Source organism: Roseobacter denitrificans OCh 114, assembly GCF_000014045.1.
In the GTDB taxonomy this organism is placed as follows: domain Bacteria; phylum Pseudomonadota; class Alphaproteobacteria; order Rhodobacterales; family Rhodobacteraceae; genus Roseobacter; species Roseobacter denitrificans.
This window is the reverse complement of the sequence record NC_008209.1, coordinates 321,020-336,507: the sequence shown is the minus strand read 5'-3', so window position 1 is coordinate 336,507 and position 15,488 is coordinate 321,020. Positions and strand designations below refer to the sequence as shown.

General features: G+C 58.7%; 12 protein-coding genes. 5 read left to right on the top strand and 7 right to left on the bottom strand.

What is annotated here, in order from left to right; translation table 11 throughout:
- Position 1: 1 nt before the first annotated feature.
- The 6 genes from RD1_RS01610 to RD1_RS01585 form a co-directional block, all read right to left on the bottom strand.
- Positions 2-898: a Mu-like prophage major head subunit gpT family protein gene (locus tag RD1_RS01610; protein WP_044032882.1), complete on the bottom strand. Its 897-nt coding sequence runs from the start codon at positions 896-898 to the stop codon at positions 2-4.
- 452 nt (positions 899-1,350) lie between these two features.
- Positions 1,351-1,761 (bottom strand): regulatory protein GemA, encoded by a 411-nt coding sequence (locus tag RD1_RS01605; RefSeq protein WP_011566688.1) that lies wholly within the window; start codon positions 1,759-1,761, stop codon positions 1,351-1,353.
- The gene (locus tag RD1_RS01600; RefSeq protein WP_011566687.1) at positions 1,758-2,081 is read right to left on the bottom strand and encodes a hypothetical protein; all 324 of its coding nucleotides are present in this window, start codon (positions 2,079-2,081) and stop codon (positions 1,758-1,760) included. The genes RD1_RS01605 and RD1_RS01600 overlap by 4 nt, the downstream gene beginning before the upstream one ends.
- Positions 2,078-2,416, bottom strand: coding sequence for a hypothetical protein (locus tag RD1_RS01595; protein WP_011566686.1), 339 nt, complete (start codon positions 2,414-2,416; stop codon positions 2,078-2,080). The genes RD1_RS01600 and RD1_RS01595 overlap by 4 nt, the downstream gene beginning before the upstream one ends.
- On the bottom strand, positions 2,416-3,180 hold the full coding sequence (locus RD1_RS01590) for an ATP-binding protein (RefSeq protein ID WP_044032881.1): 765 nt from the start codon (positions 3,178-3,180) through the stop codon (positions 2,416-2,418). The genes RD1_RS01595 and RD1_RS01590 overlap by 1 nt, the downstream gene beginning before the upstream one ends.
- Before the next feature lie 34 nt (positions 3,181-3,214).
- Positions 3,215-5,083, bottom strand: a complete 1,869-nt coding sequence (locus RD1_RS01585) for a transposase domain-containing protein (protein ID WP_044032880.1) — start codon at positions 5,081-5,083, stop codon at positions 3,215-3,217.
- A 348-nt stretch (positions 5,084-5,431) separates the two neighbouring features.
- Here RD1_RS01585 and RD1_RS01575 point away from each other — a divergent pair, with 348 nt between their 5' ends.
- The 5 genes from RD1_RS01575 to RD1_RS01555 all read left to right on the top strand — a co-directional run bounded on the left by RD1_RS01575 (position 5,432) and on the right by RD1_RS01555 (position 13,288).
- Complete coding sequence (locus RD1_RS01575) at positions 5,432-5,944, top strand: hypothetical protein (RefSeq protein ID WP_143090237.1); 513 nt, start codon at positions 5,432-5,434, stop codon at positions 5,942-5,944.
- Between the two features lie 302 nt (positions 5,945-6,246).
- The gene (locus tag RD1_RS01570; protein ID WP_011566682.1) at positions 6,247-9,222 is read left to right on the top strand and encodes an error-prone DNA polymerase; all 2,976 of its coding nucleotides are present in this window, start codon (positions 6,247-6,249) and stop codon (positions 9,220-9,222) included.
- A 74-nt stretch (positions 9,223-9,296) separates the two neighbouring features.
- Complete coding sequence (gpmI, locus tag RD1_RS01565; RefSeq protein ID WP_011566681.1) at positions 9,297-10,814, top strand: 2,3-bisphosphoglycerate-independent phosphoglycerate mutase; 1,518 nt, start codon at positions 9,297-9,299, stop codon at positions 10,812-10,814.
- Positions 10,799-11,941, top strand: coding sequence for a murein hydrolase activator EnvC family protein (locus RD1_RS01560; protein WP_011566680.1), 1,143 nt, complete (start codon positions 10,799-10,801; stop codon positions 11,939-11,941). Before gpmI ends, RD1_RS01560 begins: the two co-directional genes overlap by 16 nt.
- A gap of 6 nt (positions 11,942-11,947) precedes the next feature.
- Positions 11,948-13,288, top strand: a complete 1,341-nt coding sequence (locus RD1_RS01555) for a S41 family peptidase (RefSeq protein ID WP_011566679.1) — start codon at positions 11,948-11,950, stop codon at positions 13,286-13,288.
- A 299-nt stretch (positions 13,289-13,587) separates the two neighbouring features.
- Here RD1_RS01555 and ilvD read toward each other — a convergent pair whose 3' ends face one another.
- Complete coding sequence (gene ilvD / locus RD1_RS01550; protein WP_011566678.1) at positions 13,588-15,351, bottom strand: dihydroxy-acid dehydratase; 1,764 nt, start codon at positions 15,349-15,351, stop codon at positions 13,588-13,590.
- Positions 15,352-15,488 lie beyond the last annotated feature (137 nt).

Below are 15,488 nucleotides of genomic sequence, written 5' to 3'. Positions count from 1 at the left end.
ATCAGCCCGCCAGAAATGGGGTGACGATCAATTCAGCGGTGCCGCGCCAAGGGTTGGTGCCGCCGCCCGTACTGAATTCAGTGTTGACGATCTGAAGCGCTCTTTCTTCCAGTTCCGGCGGCACGACCAGCATCATCGGTTTGACGCCCAGAATGCGTCCACCATCGCTGCGAAAGCCCATCATGGCGGCACGGGCAGCGGCATAGTTATCGCTGCCCAATATGTCTTTACTGCCATAGGCCAACTGCCATAGACCGAAGCCCGCGTTGACACGCGCGCGCACCCCATAGATGTATTCGTTGTGAAAGAACGCATTGTAGTCACCCGGGCGGTCCAGCGCCTCGAATTTATAGCTTTCGCGTTCTTGCCAGATGATGGGTCGCACAGCGCGAGAGGTGTCCAGCAGGAACCACGCGGGTCCGGACCCATCCTGCATGTTGCTGACGCTGGTGGAACTGCCATCCGGTGCCTTGATCTGGTGGTCCGTATCAAAAAAATTCTGCCCGTCGTAACATGGCGTATCAAACCCGGAGGCCAACAGGTTGAAGATCAGTTCTTCGGGATGGTTGCGGGCCAAATGGCCCATTTCAGAAAAGGCGGGCTTGAAGATGCCCAGCTTGTCATCTGCAAGGTGACTGCGGCCGACTGAAACTGTGCTTTCGAATTCGCGGTTGAGTATCTTGAAGCTGTGCGCCTCCAGACCGTTCACGATACGCGAGCCAAGCCATTCGCGTATCTGCGGAAAATCCCCAAGCCAGCCATAGGTTTCTTCCGCGCTGGCGCTTGGCACCTGCATGGCAATCTTGTCCCAATGAACAGTCGCCTTGAGATAGGCGTCTGAATAGACTGTTTGGAAGCCTTTGAAGACAAGTTCGAGTGTTTTTGTATCTAGAAACAAGGTGCAATTTCCTGACGTGATGTTGAGCCTGTCGGAAGCGTTCCGGGCGAATACCAACAATCTAGGAAAGTGCCGGAAGTCGGTACATCCGCAAGCCTCTTGCGGAGGGCCATGCAGCACGGTGTTTCAGAGTGCTGATCGTCCCACAACGAAACGTCCGAAACGAGCCACAACCGAACTGCGGTGTCTTATGCCCGACCAGCGCCGAATTGGTAGCATGCCATTATTTTACGGTCAAATTGAGCTTCGTTCTGGGAACGTCACGAAGCCCGGATGGATTTAAAGGCCGTAGCTCAATTCTTAAACGGTTTTGCGGGCCGTTAGGCGGTATCGTGGGGGACCGGGGCCAATTGGGCTTTAAAGGCGCTCAGCGGGCCGTTTTCCCGCCCCTGTTCAAAAGCAAGGGGCGGCACGCACCGCGCACCGCCCCTCTGCATCCTTGCTCAGGCTGGTCAGGCCGCGCGGGCCTTCATGGATTTCAGCGCTGTAATGGCCTTGGGTGCCATGGCTTTGCTCAGGAACCGCAGGCTGGATATTTTCCACGTCCGCAAAAGCCATTTGTTCAACTCGGCTTCCCCCGCCTTGCCGCCCGTGTATTCGTGCCACAGGGCCAGTATCAGCTCGATCTGCGCAAAGCTCGCCATGCCGGGGCGGGTGCCGTAGTCCTTGGCGCGCGGTGTGAGCGGCGTAAAGCCAAGATACTCGAAAAAGCCCATGATGGCGTCAAAGCCGTCCTGATCCAGTTCGGTGGCGCTGGTCACCTCGGCGATCTGCACCAGCGTGGCGCGGTATTGATGCTCCGACAGGTCCAGCTTGGACTTGGCCACGTGCAAAAGGGCCATCTGTTTGTTCGTCAGCTTCATTGGTCTTGCCCCTGTCCTATGTGATCGTTGAAATTGATGGCTTCCCTGACCTGTGAACTCATAACGATCAGCAGCTCACCATGTTGATGCATGATCTGTTCAAGCCCGATGGCGCACAGCTCGGCGGTTCCGGCATATTTCCAGATTTCGGGAGGTGCGTTGTCCTCGTCAGATGTTACGTCGTGTATAGCCGCTGAAATCAGGCGCAGCACCTCAGCCGCACGCACAAGATAGTAAGGGCTTTCGTTCATCGCATCATAGAGCGCAGCAAGCTTATCGGCGGGAACGGCAACTGCAACGTGGTGTGTGGATACGTTCATTGCAGTCTCTCCCCGTTCGATCCGGGCTTGATGAAATGCGCCTGTCCTAAAAACTTCATGAGCCCCTCGAACGCGCCCAGCACCTTGCGGGACGGGTCGCGCAACTGTCCGATGGTTTTGGTCAGGTCCGTTTCGCCGGCGCCACGGGTTTCCGCGATTTCGCCCAGTGTGTTAAGGTTCTGATGTGTGAGGCTCAGAAACTCATGGGTCTGACCCATGGTGGCGCTTATCGCCGCGCGCTGATCATCCGACACAAACAAAACCATGATCTGCTTGCCGACTGTTTTCTGTGCTTCCTCGTCCGACATCGGGATGGATATGATGACTTCCGGCATTACACACCCTCCATCATTTTAATCGCGTCCCGAACGTTCTGAGCGGATACCGGTGCTGCACCCGACAGCGTTCCCGCCATGCGGTAGGCCTGTGCAATCGCCCGGACGTTGCTACGCTTGCGCCCGTATTTCCGCAGTTCTGCCAAGGCGTTTGCATCATGCGGGCAGAAACTTTGCGCGATACTGTCCAACTCCGCGGTGTCAGGCGCATCAAGACGGACTTTCATGGTGAGACGGTCGCGCAACGGGTGCAGGTCCATTTCACGCACGATACCGCTTCGGTTCAGGAAGGTATTGTTGCCGCAAAGCAGCATCGCAAAGGCTGTTCCCTTGCCGTTCAGTCGTGCGGGATCGCCAATATCCCAAAGCTGGCGCAACATGGTCAGAACCGGCGCACGCATCCCCTGACATTCGTCCACGATTAAGATGGAAGGCTGCGGAATATAGCCGTGCGGGTTGCCCATTATCAGGGTCTCGAACGCCTCCATGCAGTCCACTATGCCTGTATGGTAGACGTTGCGTTCTGCAAGAATGGTCTTCACGAAAGCCTGATAGCTGCCTTCCGTGCTGGGCGCGCAGGTCGCCAAGATGACTTTCACGCCTTCCGCTTCCAACTCATCATGTAGCCGGTTGATCGAATAGCTCTTTCCGATGCCGACCGGGCCGCGCGCAATGCCAAGCCCGGCCGTTTTAAGCAGGTTCCTGACCTGCCAATCCAAAGTCGTGTAGACCGTGGTGTCGATGGGTTGTATGGTTTCTCTCATGTTATCGTGATCCTTTGCTAAGGTTTGGTGACATTCAGAAAGGCTGGCGGGTGCCACCGCTGGCCTTTCGTTCATTCTGTTCCGCCTTCATGCGGACCAAGAATTCCTGACGTTCCGCGCGTTCCGTTGCCTCAGATTTGGCATTGGCTTTCGCGCGGATCGGGTCTTTAAAGTTGGGTTTGACGACATTGGCGCGGGCCGGATCATCCAAGCACCCAAGGTCCCGGCCGTCGTTCAGATCGGCGTAGAAATCGGACAAGTCGCGGCTGTGCCGGGTTTCAATCTCGCGGGTGATCTTGCGCAATCGCGCGCGTTCCTTGCTGGCCTCACGGGCACCGTCCTGATCCATGTAGTCACCTTCCAGATCGGGCTGGATACCGGCCATGATCTCGCGCCTTGTGTCCATATCGAAGGCAATCGCGGGCGCTGCATAGTTCGACGGATCCGTGCCGATCAAAACCGGCAGGCCTGCATAGGGCAAAAGCCGCTCTTGTGAGCCGTCCAGGCTGTCCTTGCCATAAACCCAGCCGTTGACCCTAATCTGCCCCAGACGATCCACGGTGCGCACCTGATAGAGCAAGGATGCGCGCCAGCGCTGCTTGGGTTGCATGGGCCTGTGAATGCGGCTCTGCAACAGCCGATTAAAGGTCTGGTCATAGCTCTCACCCTTGCGCGCATTCTGCGTGCGACGGCCCGCCTTGGCATTGTCGCGGGCCATCTCGCGTGCATAAATTTCACGCACCAAAGCGATTGGAACCGGTGTTTCGTTGCCGTTAGGTTTGTCGAGCGGGTTGTGCCCTGAATGCGCACCGGCAAATTCAGGCCGGGTGTCAATGCGACGTGACCATTTTGCGAATTTGCTTTCCGGTATCTTAGCACCCGGATTGTGCGGCAAGGTGAACTTCAATTCGATGCCCAAGTGTTCACAGACACCGGGCGGTTCCCACTCAGGCAAGCGAGACCCGGAGTTGCGGAACTTGTGCTTGACGCCACCGGCGACCAAAAGGCCAGAAAATGAGCGGCTGTTATCCGTCAACAACTGATCAAAAATGCCATAGCGATCACAGGTTTCAAGGATAAGGTCGCGGGTAAGCAGGGCCGTTTCGCCCTTACCAATTACGAAGTGCAGGCCCTTGAAAGAGGCGCGATCCACCAGCGCGATCATGGTGGGGCGCGCTATCGTGCCGTCCTCGAACTCCGCCCAGATATCCAGCGTTCGGCCATCCATTTCAACGACTTGCATGGCCTGAACCTTGGCAACACTGCGCCGTTGCGGCTGATAAAGCTCTTTGGCTGCGTGCTTGCCACCGTGGCGAAGGGTAGTGCGCTCGATCTCTGGCAAGGCGTTCCAGCGCCGCAGGATCGTCGGGTAGCTGGGCCATGCCAGCCCCTTCTTGTCTGCAATCAACTGAACATCGTCATAAACCGCCGTCAGCGCATGGGAGGGCGCGGACTTCTGAATGATACCAAGCCACAACTCCCAAAGTTCATCCGCGATATCAGCCTTGACCGTGCGACCCTTATGGCCTTGCAGTAACGCAGGCGCGAAGTTGATCGGGTCAGTATTCTCGACCTCTTTGAACAGGCGTTTAAGGCTCTGGATCGAATTGCCCTTGGTGCCGAACTCTTTGCAAACCAGCGCGCGCCGGTCTTTCCAACTCACACTGTCACCCAGCTTTACCAGCAGCCGTGTAATGGCTGCGCGCCGTTCTGCGGCGGTCTGCATCGACGCAGGGGCCGCGCGCAACTGGTCATGCGCCGCTTCATCATAGGTGCCAGTATCAAGCCCAGCCAGTTCGATTTGGCGGGTCAGGTACGCGGTGCGGATATCTTCGGGCAGGTCGCAGAGGTTGAATACAAATCTCTTGCCTTGCTTCTCATGTGCAACGTTTCTGCATTTCAACCACTTTCGTGTCCCAAAAGTAGTTGTTGGCATTCCCGGCAAGCCGACAATTGATGTAACAGAAAGGTTCATTCTATGGACGTCGCAGCGGCCAAAATGCGCTGTACCAGATTGCTGGCCTTCTCACCCTGCCATTGCCCAAGTAGCGCCTTATCGGCGTTTTGCCGTTTTACACCTGCGCTCCTGCACCACTCTTGAAGGCTAGTGCCCTGAACGATAAACCCCGCACGGACTTGCCTATGGCGTTGCCGAAGGTGATCTGGTATCTTTACATCAGACATTGCGCATCCATACAAAACTTTACATGCAAAGTATGAGCGCTGCATATAACGAAGTCAAGAGGGCTTGATGGAAAACGTAGTTGATGAAACGATTGCAGGCTTAAGGTCTGTGCTAAGCGCCCAAAATAATGCCGAGTTGGCTAGAAAATTGGGTATTGATCAAAGCACAATATCGTCTTGGCGTTCGCGGGGTCGTGTACCAAACCGATTTGTTCAAATGCTTGAGCCTCCAAAAGAGGGCGTGTCAAAGAACGCTACACAAAGTTGGCCAGAACTTGAGGAGCGGGGCCAGTCTATTGCTTTAGTGCGCTTCACAATTCTTAGACAAAAAATAGCTTCCAGCGGTGACGTAGATACAGCGCTACCAGTCTTTTTGGACTTGCTGCCGTTTTGGTTGGTGATGCATCGCGCGGTGCATGAGCTAAGGCTAAAAATGGAGGCGTTGAAGGTAGACTTGAAAACTGCGCAGGCCCTTTTGATGCAAGAGGATTTGCGTGATCCACAGGCTACTCTGGATAGGGTGGCCAACCAGTTGGAAGAAGACCTGAAAGACAATCCACATCTCAAAGAATGGAAGTAGCAACTGGCAACTATTGAGTTGCTCTTCCGCTATGTCCCACATTGATTTTATTAGATAATTTTCCGCCTGATTTGCACCAAATCCGCATTTGACGCCCAAACGCACCAAACCAAGTGATAATCACCCCACATAACCCATTGAAATCATTGCATCTGATTTTTCAGAGTTATCAAACCATGTGATCGCGCTCACCTGCATGGGCCTGACAGGGCGGGCGTCATTCTTTTTGATGAAATCTGTTTTCGTGGCTCGCAAATGAGACTCCAAATGAGAACAAAAAAAGAATATGATGATCTGTAACCATGTTTGCTGAACTCAATATCACCTCTAATTTTTCCTTCCTCAAAGGGGCGTCCCACCCGGAGGAATACATGTCCCGTGCAGCGGCACTGGGTATCGAAGCCATTGCGATTGCGGATGAAAACACGGTTGCAGGCATTGTCCGCGCCTATGCGCAGGCGCGTGACATTGCCCGGCAGGTGCGCGAGCGGCAGGCGTGGGAGGCCGCAAATGATCAGATCGGCCCGGCCCTGCCGGCGGGGCTGCGTGTGGCGCCTGCGACCCTTTACGCAACGCCGCGCCTGATCCCGGCAGCCCGGCTGGTTTTCGCGGATGCTTGCGACATCACGGCCCTGCCGGAAAACCGCGCAGGATGGGGCGCCCTGTGCCGCCTGCTTTCAACGGGACGGCAGCGAGCCGAAAAAGGGGCCTGTGACTTGCGCCAGCAAGACCTGCTGGAAGGGGGATGCGGGCTGCAATTGATCCTCTGGCCACAGGCGCAGGGGGTGCCGTGCGGCGCGGGTGGATGGGTGCAAACCGCGCGACAGCTGACGCACCGTTTTGGCGGGAAAATTCATATCGGCCTTTTCCCACAGTATGATGGCCGTGACCCTCAGCGCTTTGCAGACCTCACCGAACAGGCGCGGCGTCTCGGCTTGCCGACAGTGGCCAGTGCGGCTCCTGTCATGCATCACGGTGCGCGCCGCAAGCTTGCAGATGTTGTAACCGCCATCCGCGCGGGCTGCCGCGTTGATGATCTGGGCCGCGACGCCTTGCCCAACAGCGAGGCACGCCTGCGTTCAGAGGCCGAGATGCGCCGCCTTTTCAAAGGGTTTGATTCCGCCGTGGACCGCGCCCACACCCTTGCCCAAAGCCTGCAATTCTCACTGGATGAACTGCGCTATGAATACCCGTCAGAGATTGCGGAGAATGAAACCCCATCGGGCCGGTTGCGCCGTCTGGCCTATGAGGGGCTCGCATGGCGCTACCCGGCAGGGGCCTCCGACAAGGTTCACCGCTTGCTGGAACATGAACTCACCCTCATCGGCAAGTTGAAATACGAACCCTATTTCCTGACCGTGCGCGACATTGTGGCCTTTGCCCGGTCGCGTGACATCCTGTGTCAGGGGCGCGGGTCCGCGGCCAATTCGGTGGTTTGTTATTGTCTGGGTGTCACCTCCGTCTCCCCCGAAATCGGCACGATGGTGTTTGAGCGTTTCGTGTCAGAGGCGCGCAACGAACCCCCGGACATCGACGTGGATTTCGAACATGAGCGCCGCGAAGAAGTCATCCAGCACATCTATGAACGCTATGGCCGCCACCGCGCGGGGCTTTGCGCGACGGTCGTGCACTACCGGGTCAAACGCGCCATCCGCGAGGTGGGCCGCGCCATGGGGCTGAGCGAAGATACGATCTCTGCCCTCTCCTCACAGCTTTGGGGGTTCTTTTCCACCAAGGGGATCGAAGCGGAACGCATGGCCGAAATCGGGCTGGATGCGAATGACCGCCGCCTGCAGCAGACCCTTGCACTCGTCCATGAGATCAACGGCTTTCCCCGCCACCTCAGCCAACACGTCGGCGGATTTGTCATCACCGAAGGGCGGCTTGACGAACTGGTCCCCATTGAAAACGCCACGATGGAAGGGCGCACCGTTATCTGCTGGGACAAGGATGACATCGAGGCGCTCGGTATCCTCAAGGTTGATGTGCTGTCACTGGGCATGCTCACCTGTATCCGCAAGGCGTTTGATCTGATGCAGATGCACCATAATGTCAGCCACACGCTGGCCTCGCTGCCGCCCGAGGATCCAGCAGTTTACGATATGCTGTGCCGCGCGGACAGCATCGGGGTGTTTCAGGTGGAAAGCCGCGCGCAGATGAATTTCCTGCCGCGCATGCGCCCGCGTTGTTTCTATGATCTGGTGATTGAGGTCGCGATCATCCGCCCCGGCCCCATTCAGGGCGATATGGTGCATCCCTACATCCGCCGCCGCAATGGCGAAGAAGAGGTCTCCTTTCCTTCCGACGAGTTGGGCGAGGTGCTGGGCAAGACGCTGGGCGTGCCGCTGTTTCAGGAACAGGCGATGCAGATCGCCATTGTCGGCGCGGGCTTTACCCCCGATCAGGCGGACCGTCTGCGCCGTTCGCTGGCGACCTTCAAGAAGCACGGGAACGTCAGTGAATTCAAGAACCTGTTTCTGCGGGGCATGAAACGCAAAGGCTATGATGATGATTTTGCCGAACGCTGCTTCAGCCAGATCGAAGGCTTTGGATCCTATGGGTTTCCCGAAAGCCACGCGGCCAGTTTTGCGCTGTTGGTCTATGCTTCGTCCTGGATCAAATGCCACCACCCCGGCATCTTTGCCTGCGCGCTGCTGAATTCGCAGCCCATGGGGTTTTACGCCCCCGCCCAGATCGTGCGGGACGCACGCGAGCATGGGGTCGATGTGCGGCCCATCTGCATCAACGCCAGTTTCTGGGATAATGTGATGGAGCCGGACGGGCGCGGCGGTCTCGCCCTGCGGCTGGGGTTTCGGCAGATCAAGGGCATCAGCGAAGAGGACGCCACGTGGCTGACAGCGGCGCGCGGCAACGGCTATCGCTCCGTGCGCGATGTATGGCGACGGGCCGGGCTGCAGCCAGTGATGATCGAACGTCTTGCCGAGGCAGATGTTTTTGCCGCCCTCGACCTTAATCGCCGCGCTGCCCTCTGGGAGGCCAAGGCGCTGGTGCCGGGCGCGCCGCTGCCGCTGTTTGCAGGCGATATCGACGGAGAAGCCATTGATGAACCCGCAGCCCTGTTGCCCGAAATGACATTGGGCGAAGAGGTGGTCGAGGATTATGTCGCCATGCGCCTGACGCTCAGGGCGCATCCGATGGCGCTGCTCAGGCACCGGTTGACCCCACAGCCGGGGGCCAGCCCCGCGCCCCTTGCACCCGCAGAGGGCAAAGCACCCGATCTGTCCAAACTCAGCTATACGCGCGGTAATCCGGACTAGGGCATCTGCGCCCTTCACCCCGCGCCCGCCAAGCGTTACAAGGCCCGCAACAAGGCAGAGCAGCAGGCGCAGATATGACCAGACCCAAACCCGTGGCACTATGCATCCTTGATGGCTGGGGGCTGAGCGAGCGGCGCGAAGGTAACGCACCCTTGCTGGCCGATACCCCCAATATGGACCGCCTCATGGCGACCTGCCCGCACGCGACGCTGACGACCTTTGGCCCCGATGTCGGGCTGCCCAGCGGGCAAATGGGAAATTCCGAGGTCGGTCATACCAATATTGGCGCAGGCCGCGTGGTGGCCATGGACCTAGGCCAGATTGACCTGGCGATCGAAGAGGGGCTTTTTGCGCAAAACTCCCGTCTCAGGGCCTTTATCGTGACCCTTCAAGACAGCGGCGGCACGGCGCATCTGATGGGCGTCGTCTCGGACGGTGGGGTGCATGGGCACATCAACCATATGATTGCCGCCGCCAAGGCCCTCGCTGATGAAAATATTCCCGTGGTCATTCATGCGCTGACAGACGGGCGCGACGTGGCCCCACGCTCTGCCCTTGGGTATTTTGAGACTCTTCAGGCGGCTTTGCCGGACGGCGTCGAGATTGCAACCGTCACCGGGCGCTATTTTGCCATGGACCGCGACAATCGCTGGGACAGGGTATCCAAGGCATATCAGGCCATCGTCACGGGCACAGGGCGCAAGGCCGCGTCCGCATCGGATGCGGTGGATCAGGCCTACGGGCAGGGTGAAAACGATGAATTCATCTCACCCACGGTTCTGGGCGGGTACACAGGTGCAAAAGACAACGACGGGTTCTTTTGCCTGAACTTTCGCGCCGACCGCGCCCGCGAAATCATGGCCGCAATCGGCGATCCCGATTTTACCGCCTTTGAAACGGGGGCCCGCCCGAAATGGGCCAGCTTGATGGGCATGGCGCAGTATTCCGAGGCGCATGCCAACTATATGACGACAATGTATCCCAAGCCGGAAATCGTGAACACCTTGGGGGATTGGGTGGCGCAACAGGGCTTGCGCCAATACCGGCTGGCGGAGACTGAAAAATACCCGCATGTGACGTTTTTCCTGAACGGCGGCGAAGAGGTCTCTTTCGACGGTGAGGACCGTTTGATGCCGAAGTCCCCCGATGTGGCGACCTATGATCTACAGCCTGAGATGTCATCCAAAGAGGTCACGGATGCCTTTGTCGCGGCGATTGAGGAAGGCTATGACCTGATCGTCGTGAACTACGCCAACCCGGACATGGTCGGGCATACAGGCGATTTGCAGGCCGCGATGAAAGCCTGCGAGGCGGTTGATCAGGGGCTTGGCCGGGTTCTGGCGGCGCTGGAAAAGGCGGGTGGTGCGATGATCGTCACGGCGGATCATGGCAATTGCGATGTGATGATTGACCCGGAAACGGGTGGGCCGCATACCGCCCATACCCTGAACCCTGTGCCTGTGGTCGTGGTTGGCGCGCCTGACGGTGCGACCCTCCGTGACGGGCGGCTGGCCGATCTGGCCCCCACCATCCTGCATCTGATGGGATTGGAATCACCAAAGGAAATGACCGGCAAATGCCTCATTTCATAAAACTGCTGGCCCTTTTGACGGCGCTATTGCTGCCTGCATTGGCTGTCGCACAAACCGCGCCTGCGGAGCGTGCGCGGCTGGCCGTGCAAATGCTGGATGAGGCCAGTGAAAAACTGGAAACCGCCCAATCTGCGCGTGACCGGGTGCGCGCCCTGAGCGAAACCGTTATCGCGTTCGAAGAAGGCCTTGGTGCCTTGCGCAGCGGTTTGCGGCAGGCCACAGCCCGTGAGGCGCAGTTATCCGCGCAACTCATCGCGCAGGAACGCGAGATCGCGTCGCTCTTGGCGGTATTGCAGCGGGTTGGGGGCGCGTCCTCGCCGGTCATACTGCTTCACCCCGGTGGCCCGACAGGGGCGGCACGCGCCGGGATGCTGGTGGCCGAAGTGACCCCGGCGCTCAGCGCCAAGGCGGCTGAGGTGCGCCGGGACCTTGAGGAGATGCAGGCGCTGGCGGCCCTTCAAACGGATGCATCTGCCCGCCTGGAAGCGGCCCTGCAACAGGTGCAGGACGCACGCGCCGCGCTCAATCAAGCCATGGCAGAGCGAACCGAATTGCCCAAACGATTTGTCAGCGATCCAGTCAATGAGGCCATTCTTATCGACACGGCTGAAACGCTGGATGACTTCGCGGCAGGTCTTGACCGCGTTATCCTCGAAGAGATCGCCATCGTCCCGCCCGATCTGGTCGGGGAGAAAGGCGCGCTCGATCTGCCCGTCCGGGGTCACCTTTTGCGCGCGTCCGGCGCGGCGGATGCGGCTGGTATCCGCCGCCCGGGCATCATTTTGGCCACGCGGCCCGCCGCCCTTGTCACCAGTCCCGTGCCTGCCACACTCCGCTATGTCGGGCCTTTGCTTGATTTTGGGCAGGTGGTGATTCTCGAACCGCAGGCCGACGTTCTCTTTGTCTTTGCGGGGCTCGAAACCGTCTATGGCGCCGCGGGTGATGTGATCGAAGCGGATGCGCCACTGGGCCTTATGGGTGGTGTTGACGATAAAATTGCCGCAGAGCTGTCAACAGATGGTGATCAGACTGGTACAGGGCGTTCAGAAACGCTCTATATAGAGGTAAGAGTGAACAATACGCCTGAGGATCCGAGCGATTGGTTCCGGACATATAAGGATGGATAGAGATTTATGAAAAAATTTGCCATGGCGGCATTGGGTGGAACCCTTGCAGGTGTTGTCGCGACAACCCAGATCGCAGGTCCCTTGCTTGCGCAGGACTCCGCAAGGTCGAGCAACGTTTACGAGCAACTTGATCTTTTCGGTGATATTTTTGAACGCATTCGTGCGCAATACGTCGAAGAGGTCGATCCCGGTGAACTGATCGAAGCTGCGATTGATGGTATGCTGACCTCGCTTGATCCGCATTCCAGCTATCTCAGCCCGGATGATGCGGCACAGATGCGGGTGCAGACACGCGGTGAATTCGGTGGCCTTGGGATTGAGGTCACACAGGAAGAAGGCTTTGTCAAAGTGGTCTCGCCGATTGATGGCACCCCTGCGGATGAGGCGGGCGTCGAAGCGGGCGATTTCATCACCCACGTGGATGGCGAATCCGTGCTGGGCCTGTCGCTGGACGAAGCGGTCACCATGATGCGCGGCCCCGTCGGGTCCGAGATCATCATCACGCTGGTGCGCGAAGGCGAGCCGGAGCCGTTTGATGTCTCCATCATTCGTGACACGATCAAACTGACCGCCGTGCGCACGCGCACCGAAGGCGATACGGTTGTGCTGCGGGTTACGACCTTCAACGACCAGACCTACACCAACCTGCAATCCGGCCTCGAAGAGCAGATCGCAGAAGCCGGTGGCATTGATGAGATCAACGGCATCGTTATTGACCTGCGCAACAACCCCGGTGGCTTGCTGACCCAGGCGATCCGCGTGTCGGATGCTTTCCTTGAAAAGGGCGAGATCGTTTCCACCCGCGGGCGAGAAATTCAGGACGGTGAGCGGTTCAACGCAACCGCTGGCGATCTGGCGCAGGGCAAACCGATTGTGGTTTTGATCAACGGTGGCTCTGCCTCTGCCTCCGAGATCGTTGCCGGTGCTTTGCAGGACCACCGCCGGGCCATCGTTGTCGGCACCAAGAGTTTCGGCAAAGGGTCGGTGCAGACCGTGATGCCCCTGCGCAGTGACGGCGCGATGCGCCTGACAACCGCGCGGTATTACACGCCATCAGGTCGCTCGATCCAGTCGCTCGGGGTTTCCCCTGATATCGTTGTCGAACAGCCGCGCCGCAGTCTGGCCGATGAAGAAGAGGATGAGTCGACAAACCGTCCGTCCCGCTCCGAAGCGGATCTGCGCGGATCTTTGAACAACGACAGCCTGTCGGAAGATGAGATCAAGCAGATCGAAGCCGACCGTGCCAAGGCCGAAGCCGCAGCAGCGCTGCGCGAAGAGGATTACCAACTGGCCTATGCCATTGATATCCTGAAAGGCCTGTCGGCCATCGGCACCAGCAACCGATAGGTCACTGAACTGCCCCGCCTTTTCAGGCGGGGCGGTTCAGGCGCATTATACAGCGCAGATATTGGACCTGTGATTTTGCGAGAAACAGGTTTCGACGCATTGAGTGTTGAGTTGGCACATTGTTTTGCCGCAATACGCCGGATTGAATCCTGCTGTTAACCGGCCCTGATCCCTGAAAAAGCCTCACGCAGCACCGGGCCGCGTGAGGCTTTTTCGTTGTATCCTGGGCATTCGTATCGCAAGACGCGCGCCCGAAGCGAAAGGCAGCCACCTGTGATCGAGATCACAGGCAAAGTGCTTTACAGTTCCATGTACGCGTGGCCTTCGTCTTTACCGCCCGGATGGGTCACGGCCCCGAGATAGGTTGGCCCCACAAGTTGCGCGTATTTCCACAAGGCACCAGCACCATAGATCGTTGGACGCGCCCCTTTCCAATTGGCTTTACGCTCGGCCATCTCCTCGTCGGACACATCGACGGTGATGGTCCCCTCGATCGCGTTAAGCGTGATCATATCGCCATCCTTGAGCAAGGCGATGGGGCCTCCGTGCGCGGCCTCGGGACCCACATGGCCGACGCAGAACCCGCGTGTCGCCCCCGAGAAACGTCCATCCGTGATCAGCGCGACTTTCTTGCCCATGCCCTGACCCGAAAGCGCCGCCGTCGTTGCCAGCATCTCGCGCATGCCGGGGCCGCCAGCAGGGCCCTCGTTGCGGATGACAAAGACATCGCCCTCTTTGTAGGTGCGGTTCTGGACGGCTTCAAACGCGTCCTGCTCACACTCAAAGATTCGCGCAGGGCCGGTGAACAGCAAATGCTGCGGCTCCATTCCGGCGATTTTCACGATGGCTCCTTCGGGGGCAAGGTTGCCCTTGAGGCCGACGACGCCACCGGTTTTCGACAGCGGTGTTTCAATCGGATAGACAACTCGGCCATCCGCCTCAAGGCTGACCTTGTCCAGTTCCTCGCCGATGGAATAGCCGGTGACGGTCATGCAGTCCTCGTGCAACAGGCCTGCCTTGCGCAGCTCTTTCATTACCACGGGCACGCCGCCGGCTTCGTACATGTCCTTGGCGACATACTGCCCGCCCGGTTTCAGATCGACGAAATAGGGCGTGTCGCGGAAGATCTCGCAGACGTCTTCGAGGAAGAAATCGATGCCCGCTTCATGCGCCATGGCAGGCAGGTGCAGACCGGCGTTGGTCGACCCGCCCGTACAAGCGACGATGCGCGCGGCATTCTCGAAGGCCTCCCGCGTGCAGATGTCGCGCGCACGGATGTTCTTTTCGATCAGGTTCATGACCGCCGCACCCGAGGCTTCGGCATAGGCGTCGCGGGATTCGTACGGCGCAGGTGCCCCGGCGGAATTGGGCAACGCCAGACCGATGGCCTCGGATACACAGGCCATGGTGTTGGCGGTAAACTGCCCGCCACAAGCCCCGGCAGAAGGGCAGGCGACGCGTTCGAGCACTTCGAGTTCTGCCTCGCTCAGGGTGCCGTTCTGTTGATGCCCAACAGCTTCGAACATGTCCTGAACGGTCAGGTCGCGGTCGGCGTATTCGGCAGGCACCGACGCCCCCTTGGGCGCACGTCCCGGCAGGATTGACCCGCCATAAAGGAAAACCGATGGCACATTCAGACGGATCATCGCCATCATCATGCCCGGCAGGGATTTGTCGCAGCCCGCCAGCCCCACAAGTGCGTCATAGCAATGCCCGCGCATGGTCAGTTCCACCGTATCGGCAATTGCCTCGCGTGACGCCAGTGACGACCGCATGCCCTCGTGGCCCATCGCGATGCCGTCGGTGACGGTGATGGTGGTGAATTCACGTGGCGTGCCGCTTTCGCGTTTCACGCCCATCTTGACCGATTGCGCCTGGCGGTTCAGCGCGATGTTGCAGGGGGCGGCCTCGTTCCAGCAAGTGGCCACGCCAACAAGCGGTTGATGGATTTCTTCCTCCGTCATGCCCATCGCGTAATAGTAGGACCGATGCGGCGCCCGTGAGGGTCCCTCGGTCACATGGCGGCTGGGCAGCTTGGATTTATCAAAGCGCTGGCTGGACATGGTGTTTCTCCGTAACAAAAACCTCTGTCAGGCATAGCCAACCGCCCTGCGGGCCGCAAGGCTCAAGCGTATCGGCAGCGCGCAGATGCGTCCTTGTATTGATCTGCCCGCAGACCTAAGTTGCACCTCAGGCAGAG

Excerpts from the sequence above, each read along its gene's own strand:
- RD1_RS01605 (WP_011566688.1), bottom strand. The coding sequence starts at position 1,761 with ATGAAGCTGACGAACAAACAGATGGCCCTTTTGCACGTGGCCAAGTCC.
- RD1_RS01570 (WP_011566682.1), top strand. The coding sequence starts at position 6,247 with ATGTTTGCTGAACTCAATATCACCTCTAATTTTTCCTTCCTCAAAGGG.
- RD1_RS01600 (WP_011566687.1), bottom strand. The coding sequence starts at position 2,081 with ATGAACGTATCCACACACCACGTTGCAGTTGCCGTTCCCGCCGATAAG.
- gpmI (WP_011566681.1), top strand. The coding sequence starts at position 9,297 with ATGACCAGACCCAAACCCGTGGCACTATGCATCCTTGATGGCTGGGGG.
- RD1_RS01555 (WP_011566679.1), top strand. The coding sequence starts at position 11,948 with ATGAAAAAATTTGCCATGGCGGCATTGGGTGGAACCCTTGCAGGTGTT.
- ilvD (WP_011566678.1), bottom strand. The coding sequence starts at position 15,351 with ATGTCCAGCCAGCGCTTTGATAAATCCAAGCTGCCCAGCCGCCATGTG.
- RD1_RS01560 (WP_011566680.1), top strand. The coding sequence starts at position 10,799 with ATGCCTCATTTCATAAAACTGCTGGCCCTTTTGACGGCGCTATTGCTG.
- RD1_RS01575 (WP_143090237.1), top strand. The coding sequence starts at position 5,432 with ATGGAAAACGTAGTTGATGAAACGATTGCAGGCTTAAGGTCTGTGCTA.
- RD1_RS01590 (WP_044032881.1), bottom strand. The coding sequence starts at position 3,180 with ATGAGAGAAACCATACAACCCATCGACACCACGGTCTACACGACTTTG.
- RD1_RS01595 (WP_011566686.1), bottom strand. The coding sequence starts at position 2,416 with ATGCCGGAAGTCATCATATCCATCCCGATGTCGGACGAGGAAGCACAG.